17 protein-coding genes are annotated in these 16,871 nt (G+C 61.9%); 13 read left to right on the top strand and 4 right to left on the bottom strand.

Translation table 11 applies throughout. From position 1 onward, the window contains the following. The first annotated feature begins 12 nt into the window (after window positions 1-12). Window positions 13-2,814 carry a response regulator gene (locus tag ECTOBSL9_RS16185; protein WP_063463343.1) on the top strand — a complete coding sequence of 934 codons (2,802 nt, stop codon included), beginning with the start codon at window positions 13-15 and terminating at the stop codon, window positions 2,812-2,814. A 15-nt stretch (window positions 2,815-2,829) separates the two neighbouring features. Here ECTOBSL9_RS16185 and ECTOBSL9_RS16180 read toward each other — a convergent pair whose 3' ends face one another. The 4 genes from ECTOBSL9_RS16180 to flgA all read right to left on the bottom strand — a co-directional run bounded on the left by ECTOBSL9_RS16180 (window position 2,830) and on the right by flgA (window position 5,227). Further along, entirely contained in the window at window positions 2,830-3,579 is a 750-nt protein-coding gene (locus ECTOBSL9_RS16180) for a flagellar brake protein (RefSeq protein ID WP_063463342.1), read from the bottom strand. 120 nt (window positions 3,580-3,699) lie between these two features. After that, window positions 3,700-4,182: a flagella synthesis protein FlgN gene (locus tag ECTOBSL9_RS16175; RefSeq protein ID WP_063463341.1), complete on the bottom strand. Its 483-nt coding sequence runs from the start codon at window positions 4,180-4,182 to the stop codon at window positions 3,700-3,702. 4 nt (window positions 4,183-4,186) lie between these two features. Continuing rightward, window positions 4,187-4,498 carry a flagellar biosynthesis anti-sigma factor FlgM gene (gene flgM, locus ECTOBSL9_RS16170; RefSeq protein WP_063463340.1) on the bottom strand — a complete coding sequence of 104 codons (312 nt, stop codon included), beginning with the start codon at window positions 4,496-4,498 and terminating at the stop codon, window positions 4,187-4,189. A 90-nt stretch (window positions 4,499-4,588) separates the two neighbouring features. Further along, on the bottom strand, window positions 4,589-5,227 hold the full coding sequence (gene flgA / locus ECTOBSL9_RS16165; protein ID WP_240481013.1) for a flagellar basal body P-ring formation chaperone FlgA: 639 nt from the start codon (window positions 5,225-5,227) through the stop codon (window positions 4,589-4,591). A 307-nt stretch (window positions 5,228-5,534) separates the two neighbouring features. Between flgA and ECTOBSL9_RS16160 the strand changes: the two genes are divergently transcribed. The 12 genes from ECTOBSL9_RS16160 to flgK all read left to right on the top strand — a co-directional run bounded on the left by ECTOBSL9_RS16160 (window position 5,535) and on the right by flgK (window position 16,870). After that, window positions 5,535-6,464 (top strand): chemotaxis protein, encoded by a 930-nt coding sequence (locus ECTOBSL9_RS16160; RefSeq protein WP_063463339.1) that lies wholly within the window; start codon window positions 5,535-5,537, stop codon window positions 6,462-6,464. 125 nt (window positions 6,465-6,589) lie between these two features. Further along, complete coding sequence (locus ECTOBSL9_RS16155) at window positions 6,590-7,423, top strand: protein-glutamate O-methyltransferase CheR (RefSeq protein ID WP_063465915.1); 834 nt, start codon at window positions 6,590-6,592, stop codon at window positions 7,421-7,423. Window positions 7,424-7,608: 185 nt separating this feature from the next. Beyond that, on the top strand, window positions 7,609-8,010 hold the full coding sequence (gene flgB, locus ECTOBSL9_RS16150; protein ID WP_063465914.1) for a flagellar basal body rod protein FlgB: 402 nt from the start codon (window positions 7,609-7,611) through the stop codon (window positions 8,008-8,010). 16 nt (window positions 8,011-8,026) lie between these two features. Beyond that, complete coding sequence (flgC, locus tag ECTOBSL9_RS16145; RefSeq protein WP_025282065.1) at window positions 8,027-8,449, top strand: flagellar basal body rod protein FlgC; 423 nt, start codon at window positions 8,027-8,029, stop codon at window positions 8,447-8,449. A gap of 13 nt (window positions 8,450-8,462) precedes the next feature. Next, complete coding sequence (locus tag ECTOBSL9_RS16140; RefSeq protein WP_156500001.1) at window positions 8,463-9,140, top strand: flagellar hook assembly protein FlgD; 678 nt, start codon at window positions 8,463-8,465, stop codon at window positions 9,138-9,140. A 42-nt stretch (window positions 9,141-9,182) separates the two neighbouring features. Further along, a complete protein-coding gene (flgE, locus tag ECTOBSL9_RS16135; RefSeq protein WP_063465913.1) occupies window positions 9,183-10,445 on the top strand; it encodes a flagellar hook protein FlgE in 1,263 nt (420 codons plus the stop codon). Between the two features lie 21 nt (window positions 10,446-10,466). After that, entirely contained in the window at window positions 10,467-11,207 is a 741-nt protein-coding gene (locus tag ECTOBSL9_RS16130) for a flagellar basal body rod protein FlgF (protein ID WP_063465912.1), read from the top strand. Between the two features lie 23 nt (window positions 11,208-11,230). Next, on the top strand, window positions 11,231-12,019 hold the full coding sequence (gene flgG / locus ECTOBSL9_RS16125) for a flagellar basal-body rod protein FlgG (protein ID WP_025282061.1): 789 nt from the start codon (window positions 11,231-11,233) through the stop codon (window positions 12,017-12,019). 109 nt (window positions 12,020-12,128) lie between these two features. After that, entirely contained in the window at window positions 12,129-12,791 is a 663-nt protein-coding gene (flgH, locus tag ECTOBSL9_RS16120) for a flagellar basal body L-ring protein FlgH (RefSeq protein WP_063466258.1), read from the top strand. Window positions 12,792-12,849: 58 nt separating this feature from the next. Next, window positions 12,850-13,932 carry a flagellar basal body P-ring protein FlgI gene (locus tag ECTOBSL9_RS16115; protein WP_240481136.1) on the top strand — a complete coding sequence of 361 codons (1,083 nt, stop codon included), beginning with the start codon at window positions 12,850-12,852 and terminating at the stop codon, window positions 13,930-13,932. Between the two features lie 21 nt (window positions 13,933-13,953). Next, complete coding sequence (gene flgJ, locus ECTOBSL9_RS16110; RefSeq protein WP_063465910.1) at window positions 13,954-14,955, top strand: flagellar assembly peptidoglycan hydrolase FlgJ; 1,002 nt, start codon at window positions 13,954-13,956, stop codon at window positions 14,953-14,955. A 67-nt stretch (window positions 14,956-15,022) separates the two neighbouring features. Continuing rightward, window positions 15,023-16,870, top strand: a complete 1,848-nt coding sequence (flgK, locus tag ECTOBSL9_RS16105; RefSeq protein ID WP_063465909.1) for a flagellar hook-associated protein FlgK — start codon at window positions 15,023-15,025, stop codon at window positions 16,868-16,870. Window position 16,871 lies beyond the last annotated feature (1 nt).

The raw sequence follows: 16,871 nt of genomic DNA, 5'->3' as shown, positions 1-16,871 counted from the left end.
CGGACACTTACCATGCGGGTGCAATTGCGGGCGCTGGCCGAGCGCCATGGGGGTGGCGAGCTCTGGACGGTTGCGCCACGCGATGGAGAGTGGTTCTTCGGCCCGGAAAGCTTTCACCCGGACGACCCATTGGCCAGTCCGCCGGGCACTCGCTATGAGTCCCCGCCTGATGAACTGGGCTGGGTTCTTCAGTCCCTGCAGGCCACGACCACGCAGCCCTATACTGACGAATACGGCCAGTTCGTATCCAGCCTGGCGCCTGTGGTGCATCCGCAGACGGGTCAGTTGCTGATGGTGGTTGGGCTGGACGCCCCGGATACCTTGTGGTGGTCACAGATCCACCGTGGCAGCCGCCCCGCCCTTTTGGCGGGACTGGGCCTGTTGGTGGTGTTTGGCCTGGGTGTGGCCATCGTCACGCGGCGTGGCCGAAGCGGGGTCGTTCGACCGGCAGCCCCTTATCTGGAGGCTGCTTTTGTGCTGGTCAGCGGTTTGTTGCTGACCGGGCTGGGGGTGAGCGTGGCCCAGCAACTGGATCAGCGCGAGCAACAGATGGAATTTGTGCGCCTTGCAACCCTGCACTCCCAGGCCATGCATGGGGTGCAGGCACCGGTGTCGAGCCCTCTGGTGCTTCCGCCCTTGAGCCAGAACCAGGGTCTTGCCGGCGACCGGACCTGGGGAGTGGGTGGGCTGGGGATGCTTTTCACAGTGCTGGCGACGATGCTGGTCATGCTGCTGAGGGTTCGGCATTTGTCAGTGGAGCGGCAGGTCAAGGAACGCTCCGGCGAACTGAAGAAGAGTCAGGTGATGCTCACTGCCATCACGGATGTGGCCCAGGATGCCATCGTCATGATGGACCCTCGTGGCCAGGTGGTCTTCTGGAATAAATCTGCCGAGCGCTTGTTCGGTTATCGCAGGGATGAAGCCCTGGGGCGTGATCTGCACCAGATGGTGATGCCGGGAGGCCCGACCCCGGCAGTGAACCATGCCATGGACCACTTTGCTCAGACAGGGACCGGAGACGCTGTCGATCGGATCGTGGAAGTTTCTGCCCAGTGTCGTGATGGCAGCCGTTTGGCCGGAGAACTGTCCCTGTCTTCGCTGCAGATGACGGATGGCTGGTACGCGGTGGGGGTCGTCAGGGATGTGGAGCGACGCAAGCGGATGGAGCGCCGACTGATTCGCCTGAATGAATGCCTGGCCAGCCTGGGGCCCGACTATCAGGAGAATGTCACGCGAATCACCCAGGTCTGCGGCGAACTCCTGGAGAGTGAGGCCGCGCTGTACCATCGGTTGAAGGACGGTCGACTCTTTTCCCTGGGACGTTGGCGAACCCCCGAGGACATGCCCCTGAGCGATGCACCCGAGGGGCATGTTTGCCATGACGTGATCAACGGCACCCTCGGGAAGAATTACGTCACCGGGGACCTGACGCAGACGCCCTACGCTGAGCGTGACCCCTATGTGAAACGCTACGGGATCAAGTCCTACATGGGCCATGCGGTCCGCTGTCAGGATCAGGTGGTGGGGAGTCTCTGCGTGGTATCCACCGGTCATATGCAGCCTAACGATGAGGACGAACGAATCCTCGGGATCCTGGCGGCGGCCCTGAGTGCCGAAGAGGGGCGTCACCTGGCCATGAGTCGATGGCAGGAGGCCAAGGAGCAGGCGGATCGGGCCAACCAGGCCAAATCGGAATTCCTGTCGCGCATGAGTCATGAGCTGCGCACGCCCATGAACGCGGTGCTTGGGTTTTCCCAGTTGCTGGAGGCCGACCCGTCACTGGATGAGGGTCAGCAGGAGAGCGTGAGGGAGATCCTGCGCGGTGGGCGTCATCTGCTGGATCTGATCAACGAGGTGCTGGATCTGGCCCGGGTCGAGTCCGGCCGGATCGAGATGTCCATCGAGGCCGTGCCCCTGTCGGATGTGGTCAGGGATTGTCTGACACTGTTGAGGCCACTGGCCCAGGATAAGGGCATCACCATCCACGTGGGGCAGGTGGATCAGGTTCTGATGGCGGATCGCACCCGGCTCAAGCAGGTGCTGATCAATCTGATATCCAATGCCATCAAGTACAACCGCCCCCATGGCGAGGTGTGGCTGGATGCCCAGGCGCGTGCCGAAACCGTGCTCGTGCGCGTGCGTGATACGGGGCGCGGTGTACCCGAATCCCTTCGGGGCTCCCTGTTTCAACCCTTTGCCCGGCTCCATGAGGACGGCGACGAATCCATTGAAGGCACCGGTATCGGCCTGGCCATCAGCCAGCGCTTGATGGAACTCATGGGGGGAGTGATCGGCATGGAAGGGCTGGAGCAGGGCAGTTGCTTCTGGTTCGAGCTCAAGGCCGGTGAGACTGCGGCTCAGGAGGGTGGGGATGAGCTCGGCCCGTTGCACTCGTCAGCCGCCGTCGCTGGTCAGGATCGTCGTTTCACGGTGCTGCATGTGGACGACAACCCTGCCAATCTGCGATTGGTGGAGCATGTGCTGCGCCAGCGTGTTGGCGTGCAGGTGCTCAATGCCCCCTCGGGTGGTCTGGGTCTGGAGTTGGCCAGAGCCCACCGACCGGATCTGATCATCCTGGATATCAATATGCCGGGGATGAATGGTTATGATGTGCTGCAGCGCTTGCGCCAGGAGCCCCAGACCGCTGAGATCCCGGTGATCGCCCTGACCGCCAACGCCACCGAAAGGGATATCGAGCGAGGCCAGGAGGCCGGGTTTGATCAGTACCTCACCAAGCCCCTGGATATGGCGGTTTTCATACGAGTGGTGGAATCGTTCATGAAGGCCCGCGGGGCGGATCTCACGGAGGTCTGAGATCCGCAGAGGTCTTCAGTCATCATGCCTGCGATGATGCTGCGTTTCCTCCCGCTCCAGTACCAGCAGGGTCCGCAGCAGATGCCGCTCGTCCTCCGGGGTCAGGTCGAAGAATCGCCCCCCCACCAGTCGCAGTCCCTTGTCCTTGTCGTCCCTGGCGAACCGTACCTGAAGCCCGCAATCGATGGGGGGGATGCCAGGGAGTTGCAGACCTTTGACGTCAAGCAGTTCCGGGGCGCTGATGGGGGTGTCCAGGTCGAAATGGGCGCTCAGCCCGCCCAGGGATACGTCCACCAGCCGACCGGTGAACTGGCGTCCGTCACGGTTGGTGAGCGTCACTCTGGTACCCAGGGAATGTTCCACGGGGGTTCGGAAATGGGTGCGTTTTTGTTCCGAGTCCATTTTCTCCGGAAGTCCCAGAACATAGAAGGCCACGCCATCATGCTCGCCGGTGTGCATCACCTCGGTGCAGAAATGAGCGCCCATGTCACCGAAGACGGCGTACACATGCATGGGTTGCCCGGGTGCGACCCGCAGGTGGCCCTGGTAGGGCTTGAGTTCCTCCAGGAACAACCATCCATGGGAAGGATCCATACGCAGTAAGCGGCTGTTGAAGAAGTCCTGTTCATTGCCCAGTCGCACGCTGAGCGGAGCATGGCGTGCTTCCAGATCCCTCAGTTGTGCCAGGATATCGTCCGGGGTCATCATCGGCTGTCCCACTTCTCTGGCCGGCGTTTGGCGGGCCAGTGTCTGCATCTGTGCCATGGCGCTTGTTCCTCCCATGCGGGCAGGTGTGCCTGCGGGTTTGACTTAACCCGTCAATATAAGGTTAGCACAGCGTGGGATACATGGCGGTCGGGAATCACCGCCGGGTGGTGCGCGGGATCAGGCTTTGGTGATCGGGCGGGATGAACTTGCCGAGAAGGCGCGACCGCGGGTGTCGTAGAGTTCGGTGCGGGTTTCTTCCCCGCGCAGGATGTGCAGCGCCTGGTCCACACGGCGTCGGCTGGTTTCCACCACGCCGCCATTGACCTGATTCAGGCGATGACAATGGGACATGACTTCCACCAGGCGATCCCAGACGGGACGCAGCACGCCTTCTTCGTCCCAGTCGCGCAGCACACAGTCCATGCCGTGGGCATTGGTTTCATAGCCTCCCCGCTGCAGCAACTCCGTTTGTTGGCGGGTCAATGCTTCCAGTGCCTGTACACGGGTTTGCTTGTCAGCCACGGCGGCATTCAGCTCATCCAGGTCGCGAGACGCCAGGGCTGCGCCCTCACGCTGCAAGGCCGATTCCAGGCTGGTGGCCTCACGCACGGACTGACTGAGTATCTGGTCCAGGTGCTCTGGGAAGGGGGTGTGGTTCATGGGATCAGAACAGGGTTTCCGACTTTATGAGCCCTTCTGCCACGGCCTGCGCATTCACCTGGTAGCTGCCGTCCTGGATGGCCTGGCGCAGTTCAGCCACGCGCTTCTCATCCACCTGTGGCTGGGAAGCCGCAGTCTGCTCCAGGTCACTGAGGCGTCTTGCGGCCCCGGTGAGGGTGATCTTGTCGGCCGTGTTATCGGCCGGGCTCGGGGCTTGACCAGCCCCCTTACCGCCGCGGGCGCTTTCGGACGTGCCGCGGCTATCACCGGCACCCCGCGCCTGCGGCTGGCTTAGATTCTTGATTTCGATGGACATATCCATTCCTCGCACATACAGACATCGCCTCTCATAGTCCTTTTATCGGCTCGTCCTGGGAATTCTTTAACCCGTATTATGTGTCGGGTGTCACATATTAACACCCACCACCCCGGCAGACAGTACCCGGCCCTCGACGACACGCTTGGATGACAGGTTGCGGACCCGTACCCGGTCTCCGTAGGAGCCGTCCGCCATGGCCTCGCCGGCCATGCGCACGGTGACCACCGAATTTTCCGAGATCAGGGTGACTCGCTCACCACGATGCACAAGGCGTTGCGGCTCCACCATGTGGGGTGTGAGCACCGTGCCACCGCTCAGGGCGCGTCTGAGCACCATGTCCTGGGCACCCTCCGGGTCCACCAGGTAGCCGCTATGCAAGCTGTTGAGTTCCCGATGCTCCAGTCTGATGTCACCGGAGGATAGTACAGTGCCGCGGGGCAGGGAACGGTCAAGAACCACGACTTCGCCACGCAGGTTGACCTGCATCGGTACATACAGGCTCCAGGGCGCGGGACCGGGGCAGCGCACGCCCACGGTGGTGCTGCCCACCATGCGCCCCCCGGGCGGAAGCTGGGCTTCCAGGGGGCTGCCGCAGGCCCGCAGGCGGAGTCGCGGGTCCAGCCGTCCCGGGACCACGCGCACCTCAAGGGAGTCGCCGTGATGCTGGCGGGCCTGCTCGGTGAGAAACTCCCGGGCTGCCTTGAGGATATTGCCATGGGGCTCCACCTCCGAGCTCAGGGCTGTGGGCGGCAGCGCCAGCGCGCACAGGGCCAGGCACGACAGGACGGACCTTCTCCACCCGCGGCGTTGATGAACGGAGCGGGGGCCATGAGCTCGGGGTATGAGACAGGTGTGTACAAGTTGGTTCATAATCGTGGTCCGCGCAATCGTTGCCGGGATTCCGGCGCCGGGGGCTATTGGTGTTAAGGGGATGCAATCCCGGTGCCAGATCAGGTATCAAGGATTGTCCCAAGCCGCCGATAACCCGGTCGACTGGCCATGTTTATCCCCGGGTGTTCCGCAGGAGGGGCCCATGAGCGACTTGATGGATGGTGTCAATCGGCGTACCCAAATGGTGGGGCAGAACCGCCTTGAGCTGTTGCTGTTCTCCCTGGGCACGCGACAGATGTTCGCCATCAATGTCTTCAAGGTGCGCGAGGTGATCGCCTGCCCGCCCCTTAATCGCATGCCCAGCGCCCATTCGGTGGTGCGCGGCGTGGCCACCCTGCGAGGACAGACCGTCTCGGTGGTGGACCTGGCCCACGCCATCGGCATGGCAGCGCCGGAACACGAGCAGAAGGCCTTTGTCATCCTCACCGAGTTCAACCGCTCGGTGCAGGGCCTGCTGGTGGCCTCGGTGGATCGCATCATCAATCTCAACTGGGATCAGATCCGCCCGCCGCCGCGGGGCACTCACAAGGACAGCTTTTTGACGGCTGTCACCCAGGTGGAAGACCGCCTGGTGGAAATCATCGACGTGGAAAAGGTCCTGGAGATGGTGACCGGTCCGTCCAGGGATGTGGACGAAGCCCTGTCCCGTACCATCCGCGAGGGCGGGCGGGTGCGCCGCGCCCTGGTGGCCGACGATTCCTCGGTGGCCCGCAAGCAGATCGTGCGCGCCCTTGCCCAGATCGGTGTTGAGGCCATCGTGGCCAATGATGGTCAGCAGGCCCTCGACAAGCTCAAGGACATGGCGAAGGAGGGCCCCATCGATGAGCAGATCGGCATGGTGATCTCGGATATCGAGATGCCCGTCATGGACGGGTATACCTTATCGTCGGAGATCCGTCAGTCACCGGAGTTGTCGGGACTGTACGTGTTGTTACATTCTTCCCTGAGTGGCACCTTCAACGAGGCCATGGTGCGCCAGGCGGGGGCCAATCGATTTCTGCCCAAGTTCAGCCCCGACGAGTTGGCCGAGGCCGTGCTCGGTCACCTGCAGCCCGAAGAGGTCGGCGAGTGACGGGGCAGCGGGAGGCCACGGGCGGCAAACCGTTGCCGCCCGGGGAGCACGTTTGCGGGTATACTGCGCCTTCCGGCTCCATGCCGGGCGCAGTCTCAATACACTAACCGGGAAGCAGCAGCACATTGTCATCGGGCCCGATCGAACCCCAGGATTACGAGGACTTCAAGATCTTTCTTGAGCGGTCCTGCGGACTTGTACTGGGAGATAACAAGCACTATCTGGTGACCAGCCGGTTGTCCCGGCTGATGAAGGAGTTCTCGGTCTCCTCGGTCAGTGAATTGCTCAAGCTCCTCAAGCGGGGCGGGCGCTCGGGCTTGCGTGAGCGGGTGATCGAGGCCATGACCACCAACGAAACCTACTGGTTTCGTGATGTCTTCCCCTTCGAGATCCTGAAAAACCAGATCTACCCGGAATTGGCGAAAAAATCCCCGAGCTCCACGGTGCGCATCTGGTGTGCCGCCTGTTCCTCGGGGCAGGAGCCGTATTCCATCAGCATGACCACCAGCGAGTACCTGCAGTCGCGGCCCGGTAGCCTGCGGGACGTGCAGGTCCTGGGTACGGATATCTCCGGTGCCGTGCTGCGCGAGGCCAAGGAAGCCAGCTACGACTCCCTGGCCGTGGCCCGGGGGCTGTCGCTGGATCGGCGCAACCGGTTCTTCATTCAAAAAGGCGATCGCTGGGAAGTGAAGCCGGACATCAAGGCCCGTGTCAGCTACCGGGAGTTCAATCTCCTGGACAACTACAGCACCATGGGTCGGTTCGATATCGTCTTCTGCCGTAACGTGCTGATCTACTTCTCCCTGGAGTCCAAGCGCACTATCCTCAAGCGCATCTCCCAGATACTCAACCCGGGCGGCTACTTGTTCCTGGGGGCCTCGGAATCCATGGCCAATTATTCCGACGCCTTCGAGATGGTGCGCTGCAACCCCGGTGTGGTGTATCGCCTGAAGAAGTAACCTCCCCGCAGCGTCAAACTTCCGACTCTGCTCACCGCGCAACGGCCCCCAACGGCGGGTTGTTGCCGGATTGCCCTTTCTTTCTGGTTTATCCCTCCCTCCAAGTGCCTGAAACTACGAGAATTTATCGTATGGCACGCTGTTTGCATTTCGACTGCCAAGAGATTTTCTTGAGGTCGAAGATCATGCCGCTCTCATTTGACAATGCCTTGGGTATTCATGGCGAAGCGCTGCAGGTGCGTTCCAGGCGCATGGAACTGCTCGCCTCCAATATTGCCAACGCCGACACCCCCAACTACAAGGCCCGCGATCTGGACTTCCGGCAGGTGCTCAAGCAACAGCACCAACCGGACCAGTTGTCCATGAGTCGCACCCATGCGGCTCACCTGGACGCAACAGGTGGTGCGGGCGGCGTGGGGGAGGCCATGTATCGGGTACCCAATCAACCATCTCTGGACGGCAATACGGTGGATCCGCAGCTGGAGCAGGCAGCCTTTGCCGAGAACGCTGTTCAATACCAGGCGAGCCTGGATTTTCTCAGTGACAAGTTTGTGGGTCTGCGCAACGCCTTCCGGGGCGGCGAGTAGGCCGGAGGATTGAATCATGAGCAACATGTTCAAGGTCTTTGATGTATCCGGCTCGGCGCTGAGTGCCCAGTCCGTGAGGCTCAACACCATTGCCAGCAACATGGCCAACGCCCAGGTGGCCAGCACCACCGAGGAAGGGGCCTACCGCTCCAAGCAGCCGGTGTTCCAGACGGTGATGGATCAACTCAATCCCGGCAATAACTCCACCATGCCTGTTCGCGTGATGGACATCGTCGAGAGCGATGCGCCGGCGCGGGTGAAGTATGAACCTCACCATCCCCAGGCCAACGAGGATGGGTATGTGTTCATGCCCAACGTGAACATGGTGGATGAAATGGCCAACATGATCTCGGCCTCGCGCAGTTACGAGAACAACGTGGAAGTGATGAACACCACCAAGCAGTTGCTATTGCGCACGCTGCAGTTGGGGCAGGGCTGAGGAGGTATGAGCCATGAGCGTTGATCTGAACATGCTGGAGGGCCTGGGGCTGGCGTCGACAAACTCCAGCAAGGCTAACACGGGCAAGCGTGACGAGCTGGGGCAAGAGGAGTTCTTCAAGCTCATGATCACCCAGTTGCAGAATCAGGACCCCTTCGAACCCATGGAAAACGGTGACTTTCTGGGGCAGATCGCCCAGTTCGGCACGGTGAATGGCATCGGTGAGTTGCAGAAGTCTTTCGAGAGCATCGCCAAGTCGGTTCAGTCGTCCCAGACCCTGCAGGCGGCGAGTCTGGTGGATCGTGAGGTGCTGGTGCCGGTGGATATGGCAGCAATGGGTCACGAGGGGGGCGTGCGTGGCGCGCTGGACCTCAAGTCCTCTGCCGAGAATGTGACCGTGGGAATCTATGATGCGGCCGGGGCGCTGGTCAGGCGTATACCCATGGGGGCTCAGGCCTCGGGCATGCAGTCATTCCATTGGGATGGCATGACGGACCAGGGAGAGCGGGCACCGCCGGGTGTGTATGAATTTCGTGCCAATGCGGTGCGGGATGGCAGCAGTGAGCAGCCTGAATTGCTGTTGAACGCACGGGTGGAGAGTGTGCGCACGGATCAGAGAAACGGCGGCATCAAGCTGCAGATCGAGGGGTTCGGGGAGATGGATTTCTCCCAGGTACGACGCATCGGCTAGGGCCAGCGCCCAGTGAAGCACAAACAACTTGAGGGTTAGATCATGCCGTCTTTCAACATAGGACTCACCGGAATCAACGCGGCCTCCAAAGATCTGGAGGTGACCGGGCACAACATTTCCAACTCATCCACTGCGGGCTTCAAGGGCTCCCGGGCGGAGTTTGCCGATGTGTTCGCCCTGTCATACACCGGGGTGTCCAGGCTGGCCACCGGCAGTGGCGTGAGCCTGGCGGATGTGTCCCAGCAGTTCAATCAGGGCGATCTGGAGTTTACTGACAATAATCTGGACCTGGCCCTGAACGGTCGCGGCTTTTTCATCGTCGAGCGTGAAGGTATCCGGGAGTACACCCGCGCCGGACAGTTCCTGGCCGACAAGGACGGTTTTATCGTCAATTCCGCTGGACAGCGTTTGCAGGGGTATGGCACCGAAGGCGGTAACATCCTGGGTGATATCCGCCTGACGACCGGCGACGCGGAGCCTCAGGCCACCACCGGGATTGAGGCGCTGATGAATCTCAGTGCGGCTGCGCCTTCGATTCCTCCTGAGGGGGACCCCGGAGATGTCGTGTTCGATCCAGACGATCCCGAGACCTATAACGAATCCACCTCACTCACGGTTTACGACTCTCTGGGGGCTGAACATACCCTGTCACTGTTCTTCCAGAGAAACCCGCCACCGGCAGACAAGAGCTGGGATGTCTTTGCCACTTTTGATGGCGAAGAGATTGAGTTTGATAATTCGACTCTCTCATTCAACACCGATGGCACGCTTGCCGTCGCAGGCGGCGTGGAGGGTGGCAGGTCACTGACGTTACCGTTTGGTGATGATCTACTCCCCAATGGAGCGCTCATCGGTGACGAAAATAACGATATCACCATCGATTTTTCGGAAACCTCACAGTTTGGGAACCGCTTCAGCGTCAGCCGTCTCAACCAGGACGGGTTTGCTCCCGGGCAGCTGATCGATGTGGATGTGGATAATGATGGCACCGTGTTTGCGCGTTTTACCAATGGGGTCAACCGCGTTCTGGGGAACGTGGCTCTCGCCAACTTCGATAATCCCCAGGGGCTGCAGCCTGTGGGTGGCACCAATTGGGTGGAAACGACCGCGTCGGGCGAACCGCTTCTGGGCCGCCCCGGTGATTCCGGTTTCGGCCTGGTTCAGGGCGGCGCCTTCGAAAACTCCAATGTCAACATCGCCGAGCAGTTGGTCAACCTGATCACCGCCCAGCGGAACTTCCAGGCGAATGCCCAGGTGATCAGCACCGCCGACACCATCACCCAGACCATCATCAACCTCCGGTAACGGAAAGGGTAAGGCCTCATCATGGACCGCATGCTCTACATCGCCATGACCGGTGCCCGGGAGGCGGCGCATTCCCAGGAGGTGAACAGCCACAACCTGGCCAATGCCAGCACCACCGGGTTCAAGAAGAACCTGGAGGCGTTCATCAACCACCCCATGCGCGGCCCGGTGTACGACAGCCGGGATTACGTCCAGCTGGAATCCATGCGTGCCGATTTTGCCCACGGGCCGCAGATCTCCACCGGTCGCGACCTGGATGTGGCCGTGCAGGGCGACGGCTGGATCGCCGTGCAGGGTGTGGATGGCAATGAGGCCTTTACCCGGGCCGGTAATCTGCAGGTGGATGCCGTGGGCCTGTTGACCACCGCCGATGGCCGACCGGTCCTCGGGGATGACGGACCCATCGCCATCCCACCCTCCGAGACCATCCTCATCGGCGGCGACGGCACCATCAGTGTGCGTCCGCTGGGGCAGGAACCCAATGTCCTGGCCGAGGTGGGCCGCGTGAAGCTGGTGAACCCGCAGGGTCAGGATCTGGAGCGCGGAGAAGATGGTCTGTTCCGACGCGCCGACGGTGCCATCGAACCGGCGGATGCCCAGGTGAGGCTGCAGTCCGGGATGCTGGAGGGCAGCAATGTGAACACGGTGGAAGCCATGGTCAACATGATCGAGTTGTCTCGTAACTTCGAGACACAGGTAAAACTCATGAAGACCGCCGAAGAACTGGATCGTAGCAGTGCACAACTGCTGCGCATCTCCTAAGGCCCAGCCGGGAGACTCTCGTCATGAATCAAGCACTCTGGATTTCAAAGACTGGCCTGGATGCTCAGCAGACCCGCATGAATGTGGTGTCCAACAACCTGGCCAACGTGAATACCACGGCCTTCAAGAAGGGGCGTGCCTCTTTTGAGGACCTGATCTATCAGACCATCCGCCAGCCCGGTGCCCAGGAGGCCCAGAACAACCAGTTGCCCACGGGACTGATGACCGGGGTAGGGGTGCGCACCGTGGCCACCGACAAGATCTTCACCCAGGGCAATCACACCCAGACCGACAACGCCCTGGACGTTTCCATCCAGGGCCGGGGATTCTTCGAGATCCTCACCCCGGAGGGCAACGTGGCCTACACCCGGGATGGCAGCTTCCAGCTGAATGCCGATGGTCAGATGGTGATGTCCAACGGTTATGAGTTACAGCCGGGCATCTTCATCCCCGAGGGTACCAAGAGCATCCATATCAGTCAGGACGGCATCGTCAGCGCCACCCTGGCCGGTGAGGAAGCAGCCCCGGTGGAAGTGGGCAACATCCAGTTGGCGGATTTCGTGAATCCCGCCGGCCTGGAGCCGGTGGGGCAGAACCTCTTTGTGGAAACCGCCGCCAGCGGGGCGCCCCAGCAGGGCAACCCCGGTCAGGATGGCCTGGGTCGGCTCATGCAGGGCTCCCTGGAGAGTTCCAACGTGAACATCGCCGAAGAACTGGTGAACATGATCGAGACCCAGCGGGCCTACGAGATCAACTCCAAGTCCATCTCCACCTCCGATCAGATGATGCAGTTCCTCAACCAGAACCTGTAACCAGGTCGACGTAGCGCCGTATTGAAGGGGTAAGGCCATGAACAGTCAGGCATCCACGAACGAATGTGGCATTAGAGGTGGGCCCGGTCTTCAGCGTCTGGGACTGCTCATGGTCGTGTTGTCCTTGTTGATGAGCGGTTGCGCCACAATGACGCCGGTGGAACGCGGTGATGATGCGCAATTCACCGCCATCACGCCGCCCCAGCCGCTGCCACCGGAGCAGAATAACGGCGCCATCTTTCAGCCCGCCTCCAACCAGGGCCTGTTTGCCGACTACAAGGCCCGCCAGGTGGGGGATGTGCTCACGGTGGTATTGGCCGAGCGGACCCAGGCCCGCAAGTCTGCCAGCACCTCCACCAGCAAGGACTCCAACGTGAACATGAACAACCCCACGGTGCTCGGTCGTCCGGTCACCCGTGGCGGCGTACCGGTGCTGGATGCCTCGGTGAGCGGCTCCCGGAGCTTTGAGGGGGAGGGCGATTCGGCCCAGAGCAACCAACTGGACGGCTCCATCACCGTGATGGTCTCGGAAGTCCTGCCCAACGGTAACCTGGTGGTGCAGGGCGAAAAGTGGCTGCAGATCAATCAGGGGCAGGAGTACATCCGTCTGCGGGGCATCGTGCGGCCGGTGGATATCCGCGCCGACAACACGGTGAACTCCAACCAGATCGCCGATGCCCAGGTGGCCTATGGCGGCAGGGGCACCCTGGCGGACAGCAACAATCCCGGCTGGTTGACGCGATTCTTCAACAGCCCCGTGTGGCCCTTCTAGGGGAGATCCGATCATGAAATCCATACGCACATTGCTGATCGTCTGGGCCCTGGTGTTGATGTCCCTGGGCCTGATCCTGCCGACCTCTGCGGGCGCGGCCGATCGGGTCAAGGACCTGGCCTCGGTGGATGGGGTGCGCAGCAACCAGCTCATCGGCTACGGTCTGGTGGTGGGCCTGGATGGCTCGGGTGACCAGACCACCCAGGCCCCCTTCACGGTGCAGAGCCTCAAGAACATGCTGGGTCAGCTGGGCGTGACCATCCCGCCCAATGTGAATCCACAGCTGCGCAACGTGGCGGCTGTCATGGTGCATGCGGACCTGCCGCCTTTCGCCAAACCCGGTCAGACGATCGACGTGACCGTTTCTTCCATCGGTAATGCCGGCAGCCTGCGCGGCGGCAGTCTGCTGATGACGCCCATGAAGGGCGCCGATGGTCGCACCTACGCCATCGCCCAGGGCAACCTGGCCGTGGGTGGGCTGGGTGTGGAGGGGGCCGACGGCTCCCGGGTGACCGTGAATGTGCCCAGTGTGGGTCGCATTCCCAATGGGGCCACGGTGGAGCGGGAAGTGCCCTCCGGCTTTGCCCGGGGCAATCACGTCACGCTCAATCTGCATCGTCACGACTTCACCACCGCCAACCGGCTCAGTGATGTCATCAACGACACCATGGGCCCGGGCACGGCCCATCCGGTGGACGGCTCGTCGGTGCGGGTGAGTGCCCCGCAGGATCCGGGTCAGCGGGTCACCTTCATCTCCATGCTGGAGAACCTGCGGGTGCAGCCTGGCGAGCCGCCAGCCAGGGTGATCGTCAACTCGCGAACCGGCACGGTGGTGATCGGCAGCAATGTAAGGGTGAGCCCGGCCGCCGTCTCCCACGGGAACCTCATCGTGACCATCACGGAACAACCACAAGTGACGCAACCTGCTCCCTTGGCCGCTGGCGAGACCGTGGTCACTCCGCAGACCGACATCGAGGTGGTCCAGGAGGATGCCCGCATGTTCCTGTTCGACCCCGGCGTGACCCTGGATGAGATCGTGCGTGCGGTCAACGAGGTGGGGGCTGCCCCGGGGGACCTGGTGTCCATCCTGGAAGCCCTGCGTGAATCCGGTGCCCTGCGGGCCCAGTTGGTCATCATCTGATCCGGGACGGGGAGCGCTGCCATGAACGCCTACATCGCCGATAGCTTCAACTACACCGATATCGCGGGTCTGAGTGAGTTGCGGGGTCGCGTGCAGAGTCAGTCGCCCGAGGCGGCCGATGAGGTGGCGCGGCAGTTCGAGGCCCTGTTCATTCAGATGATGATCAAGAGCATGCGCGAGGCCGCACCGGCGGAAGGTCTGCTCAGCAGCGATCAGACCCGCATGTTCGAGGGTATGTTCGATCAGCAGGTGGCTTTGGATATGGCCCGAGGGGAGGGCATCGGTCTGCGTGAGCAGGTGGCGCGGCAACTGGCCGGCCCCGAGGCGCGTCGCGACGACGACCGGGAATTGCACATGCCCACGCATCGGGTGCCCGCCCTGCGCGCCGCTATCGAGGCGGCGGTGGCGGGGCCGGCTGCATCCACGGGTCGTCACGACACCCCGGAGGCTGACGGCATGAAACCAGGTCAGGGTACGAGTAAGGCAGGGCCGACCGGCAACGATGGGTCCTGGTCGCCCCGGTCCCCTCAGGAGTTCATCCGTGACGTCTGGCCCCATGCACAGCAGGCCGCCGCCGAACTGGGTGTGGCCCCGGAGGTGCTGGTGGCCCAGTCCGCCCTGGAAACAGGCTGGGGGCAACACGTCATCCAGCATGGGGATGGGCGCAGCAGCCACAACCTGTTCGGTATCAAGGCCGATGGTCGCTGGCAGGGGGATCGGGTGACGGTGCAGACCCTGGAATACGTGCAGGACATCCCGGAGATGCAGCGGGCCCAGTTCCGCTCTTACGGCAGCGTGGCCGAGAGCTTTGAAGACTATGTGGATTTCCTGCGCAGTAACCCTCGCTACCGGCATGCGCTGGAGGCCGCTGGTGATCCGGAACAGTATGTGCGCGGCTTGCAGGATGCAGGCTACGCCACCGACCCCGACTACGCTGACAAGATTCTGAACATCATGCGGCGTGGCACGCTCAGCGACACCCTGGCCGGACTCAAGTCTGGCGGCGAGCGGCCGCTATCCTGAAGGAGGTAACGAACATGTTCATGCACCACATTCACTTCACACTGCGGATCGCCGCCAGGAGGGCATCATGAGTGCGGGACTCTTTGGTATCGCCACCTCCGGGCTCAATGCGGCGCAGCGCGCGCTGGATACCACCGGCCACAACATCGCCAACGTCAACACCGAAGGCTACAGCCGCCAGCGGACTGAGCAGGGCACCCGCCCGGCTCAGTTTTCCGGGGCGGGCTACGTTGGCCGGGGGGTGGATGTGAACACCGTGCGGCGGATGTACGACGAGTTTGTGCAGACCCAGTTGCGCAACAACACCACCAGCAGCGAGTACTACAACACGCAGCGGGATTTCATCAGCCGGGTGGACAATCTCCTGGCCGATCCGGCAGCGGGCCTTTCCCCGGGCTTGCAGCAATTCTTTTCGGCCACTCAGGAGCTGGCCAATGACCCCACCTCCAGTGCCAACCGCACCGTGTTGATCTCGGAGGCGGAGTCGCTGGTGGACCGCTTCAAGTTCCTGGACCAGAGGCTCAAGGATCAGCAGACCATCGTGGATGGTCAGATCGGCTCGGGGGTGGACGAGGTCAATGGCTATGCCGATTCCATTGCCAAGCTGAATCAGCAGATCGTGGCCGCCCAGGGCCGTGGTCAGCCACCCAACGACCTGCTGGACAAGCGGGACCAGATGGTGCTGGAAATGTCCAAGTTCGTGGACGTGAACACCACGGTGCAGGATGACGGATCCATGAACGTCTTCATCGGCCGCGGCCAGGGTTTGGTGCTGGGCAACAAGGCCACGCCGCTATCCGCGAACCGCCCGACGCCGGGTGCGCCCCTGGAGGTCAAGTTCGGTGGCCAGGGGAATAAAGAAGTCAATGTCACCAACCTGATCTCGGGGGGCAAACTGGGCGGCCTGCTGGATCTGCGCAGTTCGGTGCTGGACAAGGCCCAGAATGAATTGGGACGGGTGGCGGTCTCCATCGCAGTGGGGTTCAATAATCAGCATACCCAGGGCCTGGATGCCGAGGGGAAGCTCGGGCGGGACTTTTTCAAGGTGCCTGAGCCCGAGGTGCTGGCAGGAAGAGGTGTTGATGAACCCAAACCCGAAGTGAGTTTTGATCCCGCTGGGCTATCTGGTTTGAAGTCCAGTGACTATCGCCTGCAGTACCAGGATGGCGACTGGAATCTGACCCGTCTATCGGATGGTCAGAAGTTGGGCAGTTATGGAGATGGTAGCGAAGTCAAAGTGGATGGGCTCGTCATCAAGATGCCTAACGGATCGCACGAAGATGGAGCCAACTTCCTGATCCGTCCCACCCGCTCCGCTGCGCAGGGGATCGACGTGGCCGTGCGTGAACCTCAGCGTATTGCGGCGGCTCAGGCTTTCTCCACTAATCTGGCTGAGGATCAGGAACTGGTCTTTTTCTCGCCGGGTGCGGGATACGAGCCGGGCGACGATCTGACCTTTAGCGCATTTGAGGAGGATCCCACTCAGTCAGGGCTGTGGAGGGCCACCACCCCGGATGGTGCAGAGATTGTCATCAGGTCTACGGAGGAGCCTGATGGTGGCGTGTTGCTGACAGGCAATGATGCATTCGGTCCGGGCGATAATCGCAACGCCCTCGCGCTGGCACAGGTGCAGGGAACCAGGTACCTGGACGATGGCCGCAGCTCTATCGAGGACGCCTACAACGGCCTCATAGGCAAGGTAGGCACCCAGACCCGTCAGACTCAGGTGGCTGCAGAATCCCAGGCGCGGCTGCTGGCGGATGCCAAGGCCCAGCGGGAAAGTCTCTCCGGCGTCAATCTGGACGAAGAAGCGGCCAACCTGCTGAAATTCCAGCAGGCCTACCAGGCCTCGGCGCAGGTCATTGCCGTGACCAGCACCCTGTTTGACACCCTCATCGGTGTAGCGAGGCGTTAAG

The organism is Ectothiorhodospira sp. BSL-9 (assembly GCF_001632845.1).
Classification (GTDB): domain Bacteria; phylum Pseudomonadota; class Gammaproteobacteria; order Ectothiorhodospirales; family Ectothiorhodospiraceae; genus Ectothiorhodospira.
This window is presented reverse-complemented; position numbering and strand designations above follow the sequence as displayed.

What these genes read in the sequence shown, in the direction of transcription:
- ECTOBSL9_RS16185 (WP_063463343.1), top strand. Translation starts at nt 13, where the DNA reads ATGCGGGTGCAATTGCGGGCGCTGGCCGAGCGCCATGGGGGTGGCGAG.
- ECTOBSL9_RS16180 (WP_063463342.1), bottom strand. Translation starts at nt 3,579, where the DNA reads ATGGCACAGATGCAGACACTGGCCCGCCAAACGCCGGCCAGAGAAGTG.
- ECTOBSL9_RS16175 (WP_063463341.1), bottom strand. Translation starts at nt 4,182, where the DNA reads ATGAACCACACCCCCTTCCCAGAGCACCTGGACCAGATACTCAGTCAG.
- flgM (WP_063463340.1), bottom strand. Translation starts at nt 4,498, where the DNA reads ATGTCCATCGAAATCAAGAATCTAAGCCAGCCGCAGGCGCGGGGTGCC.
- ECTOBSL9_RS16160 (WP_063463339.1), top strand. Translation starts at nt 5,535, where the DNA reads ATGAGCGACTTGATGGATGGTGTCAATCGGCGTACCCAAATGGTGGGG.
- flgB (WP_063465914.1), top strand. Translation starts at nt 7,609, where the DNA reads ATGCCGCTCTCATTTGACAATGCCTTGGGTATTCATGGCGAAGCGCTG.
- flgC (WP_025282065.1), top strand. Translation starts at nt 8,027, where the DNA reads ATGAGCAACATGTTCAAGGTCTTTGATGTATCCGGCTCGGCGCTGAGT.
- ECTOBSL9_RS16140 (WP_156500001.1), top strand. Translation starts at nt 8,463, where the DNA reads ATGAGCGTTGATCTGAACATGCTGGAGGGCCTGGGGCTGGCGTCGACA.
- flgE (WP_063465913.1), top strand. Translation starts at nt 9,183, where the DNA reads ATGCCGTCTTTCAACATAGGACTCACCGGAATCAACGCGGCCTCCAAA.
- ECTOBSL9_RS16130 (WP_063465912.1), top strand. Translation starts at nt 10,467, where the DNA reads ATGGACCGCATGCTCTACATCGCCATGACCGGTGCCCGGGAGGCGGCG.
- flgG (WP_025282061.1), top strand. Translation starts at nt 11,231, where the DNA reads ATGAATCAAGCACTCTGGATTTCAAAGACTGGCCTGGATGCTCAGCAG.
- flgH (WP_063466258.1), top strand. Translation starts at nt 12,129, where the DNA reads ATGGTCGTGTTGTCCTTGTTGATGAGCGGTTGCGCCACAATGACGCCG.
- ECTOBSL9_RS16115 (WP_240481136.1), top strand. Translation starts at nt 12,850, where the DNA reads ATGTCCCTGGGCCTGATCCTGCCGACCTCTGCGGGCGCGGCCGATCGG.
- flgJ (WP_063465910.1), top strand. Translation starts at nt 13,954, where the DNA reads ATGAACGCCTACATCGCCGATAGCTTCAACTACACCGATATCGCGGGT.
- flgK (WP_063465909.1), top strand. Translation starts at nt 15,023, where the DNA reads ATGAGTGCGGGACTCTTTGGTATCGCCACCTCCGGGCTCAATGCGGCG.